Annotated in this window: 4 protein-coding genes; 3 read left to right on the top strand and 1 reads right to left on the bottom strand. The window is 45.1% G+C overall.

Annotated features, from left to right (window positions below; translation table 11 throughout):
- Positions 1–113 precede the first annotated feature (113 nt).
- A complete protein-coding gene (gene ilvC / locus VIP81_RS10835) occupies positions 114–1,160 on the top strand; it encodes a ketol-acid reductoisomerase (RefSeq protein WP_331959775.1) in 1,047 nt (348 codons plus the stop codon).
- Between the two features lie 162 nt (positions 1,161–1,322).
- Positions 1,323–2,579, top strand: coding sequence for a threonine ammonia-lyase IlvA (gene ilvA, locus VIP81_RS10830; protein WP_331959772.1), 1,257 nt, complete (start codon positions 1,323–1,325; stop codon positions 2,577–2,579).
- Between the two features lie 220 nt (positions 2,580–2,799).
- Here ilvA and VIP81_RS10825 read toward each other — a convergent pair whose 3' ends face one another.
- Positions 2,800–3,849 carry an NAD(P)-dependent alcohol dehydrogenase gene (locus VIP81_RS10825; RefSeq protein ID WP_331959769.1) on the bottom strand — a complete coding sequence of 350 codons (1,050 nt, stop codon included), beginning with the start codon at positions 3,847–3,849 and terminating at the stop codon, positions 2,800–2,802.
- Between the two features lie 114 nt (positions 3,850–3,963).
- On the opposite strand from VIP81_RS10825, the gene VIP81_RS10820 reads away from it, so the two are divergent.
- The coding region (locus VIP81_RS10820; protein ID WP_331959766.1) for an SDR family NAD(P)-dependent oxidoreductase at positions 3,964–4,145 on the top strand (182 nt) is incomplete at its 3' end.

The raw sequence follows: 4,145 nt of genomic DNA, 5'->3' as shown, positions 1-4,145 counted from the left end.
CTAAAAGCTAAAAGCTAACTGCTAAAAGCTTTTAAATTATAAATCATTATTCATTCAAATCAATCCTCAGCTATAGCTAACTGCTAATAGCTAACAGCTAAAAAAAACTACACATGGCAACCATCAATTTTGGAGGGGTACTCGAACAAGTAGTAACCAGAGAAGAATTCCCTATGGAAAAAGCAAGGGAAGTGCTGAAGAACGAAGTGATTGCAGTTATTGGTTACGGCGTACAAGGTCCCGGCCAGGCACTGAACCTGAAAGACAATGGCTTTAACGTTATTGTAGGTCAACGTAAAAATTCTAAAACCTGGGATAAAGCAGTGGCTGATGGCTGGGTTCCTGGTGAAACTTTATTCGATATCGAAGAAGCTGCTCAGAAAGGTACTATTCTGCAGTTCCTGCTGTCTGATGCCGGACAGATCACCCTGTGGCCTACTTTAAAGCAACACCTGACTCCTGGTAAAGCACTGTACTTCTCCCATGGATTTGGTATCACGTATAAAGAACAAACCGGTATTATTCCTCCGGCTGATGTAGACGTAATCCTGGTAGCACCTAAAGGCTCCGGTACTTCCCTCCGTCGCCTGTTCCTGGCTGGTCAGGGTCTGAACTCCAGCTACGCTATCTTCCAGGATGCTACCGGCCGCGCTAAAGAACGCGTTGTAGCACTGGGTATCGGCGTTGGTTCCGGTTACCTGTTCGAAACAGATTTCAAAAAAGAAGTATTCTCCGATCTGACTGGCGAACGTGGTTCACTGATGGGTTGTATCCAGGGTATCTTCGCTGCTCAGTACGAAACACTGCGTAAAAATGGTCACTCACCTTCTGAAGCGTTCAACGAAACAGTAGAAGAACTGACCCAATCTCTGATGCCACTGGTAGCAGAAAACGGTATGGACTGGATGTATGCTAACTGCTCTACTACTGCGCAGCGCGGTGCGCTCGACTGGTGGAAGAAGTTTAAAACAGCTACTCAGCCTGTATTCGACGAATTGTACGCCAGCGTTGCTGCAGGTAAAGAAGCTGCCCGTTCTATCGCTTCCAACAGCACTCCGGACTACCGCGAAAAACTGAACGAAGAACTGAGAGAACTGCGCGAAAGCGAAATGTGGCAGGCAGGTGCGGCTGTACGTAAGCTGCGTCCTAACAACGCGTAATAGCAACTATTATAAATTACAAATGGCAAAGCATTTTCGAATTATTGAAATTATTGGTGCTGGTATTTAGTACAGAAGAAAATATTCTTACTGTTTACTAAATACGGTTCCATGATTTCGATAGCCCCGGAAATGCTTTGCCGTTTGTATTAATTACATTTTATGTCTGAAGTAATGAGTAGTGTCAATTCCCTGAATATCCTCGATGCTGCTGTGAAGCTGAAGCCAGTGATCACACGCACGCCGCTGATGTATAGCGCCAACCTTTCCCGGCGTTATAACTGTGATGTATATCTGAAAAGAGAGGACATGCAGATTGTACGCTCTTATAAATTGAGAGGCGCCTATAACCTCATCAGCAGCCTGCCCGCCGATGTACTGGCAAAAGGCGTTACCTGCGCCAGCGCGGGAAACCACGCCCAGGGCTTCGCCTATGCCTGTAAAGCCATGAATATTAAAGGCGTGGTATTCATGCCTGTCATTACACCGAAACAAAAAGTTAATCAGGTAAACATGTTCGGCGGCGATCATATCGAAATCCGCCTCGTAGGAGATACTTTCGACGACTGCTCTGCTGAAGCCCAGTCATTCACGAAAGCAAGCGGCATGACCTTTATCCCCCCTTTCGATAATCCAAAAATTATCGAAGGACAAGGTACCGTAGCCGTAGAAATCCTCGAAGACCAGTCATCCATCGACTACCTCTTCGTGCCCGTTGGTGGCGGCGGCCTGGCTGCCGGCTTAGGTACCTACTTTAAAACCTATAGCCCCAAAACCCATATCATTGGCGTAGAACCGGAAGGCGCTCCCTCCATGCTCCGCGCCCTGGAAAACGGTGGCCCCGTTACCCTCGATGAAATTGAACGCTTTGTTGATGGCGCCGCTGTAAAAAGAGTTGGTACCCTCAACTATGAAATCTGCAAAGATGTACTGGACAAAATGCACCTCGTTCCAGAAGGTAAAGTATGCTCCACCATCCTCCGTTTATATAATGAAGATGCCATCGTAGTGGAACCCGCCGGCGCCTTGTCCATCGCTGCGCTCGATGATTTCGCCGAAGAAATAAAAGGCAAGAAAGTAGTTTGCGTGATCAGCGGCAGCAACAACGATATTGATCGCATGCAGGAAATAAAAGAACGCTCCCTCCTCTATGAAGGATTAAAGCATTATTTTATTGTACGTTTTGCACAACGCCCCGGCGCGCTGAAGGAATTCCTGAATCATATCCTCGGGCCCACCGACGATATCACCCGCTTCGAATATATACAGAAACATAATAAAGAAATCGGCCCCGCACTCGTAGGCATAGAACTCAAGTACCGCGAAGACTACGACAAACTCATGGCCAATTTCAAAAAATATAATTTTCAGGTAACAGAACTGAATAAAGATGATAGCCTGTTCGGATACCTGGTGTAAGCGAAGGAGCGCCTTTGGCGCTTGTCTTTATTCAGGATTATACTGATTAAAATGATTTTCCGGATTTTTACTTTGATGATTTTTGAGGATAAAAGATTAGCGAAGACGAATGTGGATAACCGCATTTGTCTTCGCTAATCTTTTTTAATCTTGTAAAAGGAAATCTTGAAAATCATCTAAATCAGTATAATCCTGGATAAAGACAAAAAATCGCGTAACCTTATTTTTTTAAACTCGCTATATCAATCACAAACCGATATTTCACATCTCCTTTCAACATCCGCTCATAAGCCGTATTGATTTCCTTAATATCGATCACTTCCACATCACTGGTAATATTATGCTCCGCACAATAGTCCAGCATTTCCTGTGTTTCACGAATACCTCCAATTAATGAACCCGCAATACTCCTGCGACCCATGATCAGGTTGAAAGCCGGTACTATAGAAGGTTCTGGAGGAACACCCAAACATATCATCACGCCATCGAGGTTCAACAAATTCAGATAAGTAGTGTAGTCATGCGGCGCAGAAATAGTGTTGATAATAAAATCAAATTTGTTCCGCAATTGTTTCACCTGCTCTTTGTCCGTCATCAACGAAAAATGATGCGCACCCAGTCTTTTTGCATCCGCTTCTTTGGAAGGAGACGTACTTAACATCGTCACCTCTGCACCCATAGAAGCCGCAAGTTTTACGGCCATATGACCTAAACCACCCAAACCTACTACGCCCACTTTATGACCTTTGCCCACTTTCCAGTGACGCAGCGGAGAATAAGTAGTGATACCAGCGCATAATAACGGTGCCACTCCTTCCAGCGGTAATTTATCGGAAACTTTCAGCGTGTATTTTTCGTCCGTGACAATATGTGTAGAGTAACCACCATAAGTATGTGTTTTACGATCCATTTCATACCCGTTGTACGTGCTGGCGCCGCCGGTTATACAGTACTGTTCTTCGCCCGCATGGCAGGGATCACATTCACGGCAGGAATCTACAAAACAACCAATACCAGCAAGATCGCCCACTTTAAAACGGGTAACATAATCACCTACTTTAGTAATGCGTCCTACTATTTCATGGCCGGGCACCATTGGGTAAATGGAATTACCCCATTCATTTCTCACCTGGTGTATATCTGAATGGCATACACCGCAATATAAAATTTCAATCTGTACATCGTGCGGACCGGGTTCTCTGCGCTCAAAGTTCCATGGACCCAGCGGAGAAGCAGCATCCTGCACAGCATAAGCTTTTGTTGCAATCATGGTGTAAAAATTTAGGCCCCGAAGCTACGTAATTTGTACTATTCGGGATAAGTTCCCGTTGATGCTGATCTTTTACCATTTTTTCAATAACTTATACTACAAAATAACAGGATCATGGAGCTTCATTTAAAAGGAAAGGTGGCCATCGTTACAGGTGGCAGTAAAGGAATCGGTAAAGGCATCGCCACTGCTTTATTAAAAGAAGGCGCTATTGTAGTCATCACCGCCCGCAATGCAGATGAGCTGGAAGACACGGCGGCGATGTTCCGTCTGCAAGGCTATGAGGTTTTGGCGAT

Source organism: Chitinophaga sp. (assembly GCF_036566945.1).
Lineage (GTDB): Bacteria > Bacteroidota > Bacteroidia > Chitinophagales > Chitinophagaceae > Chitinophaga.
The sequence above is the reverse complement of the archived record's forward strand: the minus strand, read 5'-3'. Positions and strand labels throughout refer to the sequence as shown.

Bases quoted from the DNA above. Each gene is read 5' to 3' on its own strand.
- ilvC (WP_331959775.1), top strand. From the start codon at position 114: ATGGCAACCATCAATTTTGGAGGGGTACTCGAACAAGTAGTAACCAGA.
- ilvA (WP_331959772.1), top strand. From the start codon at position 1,323: ATGTCTGAAGTAATGAGTAGTGTCAATTCCCTGAATATCCTCGATGCT.
- VIP81_RS10825 (WP_331959769.1), bottom strand. From the start codon at position 3,849: ATGATTGCAACAAAAGCTTATGCTGTGCAGGATGCTGCTTCTCCGCTG.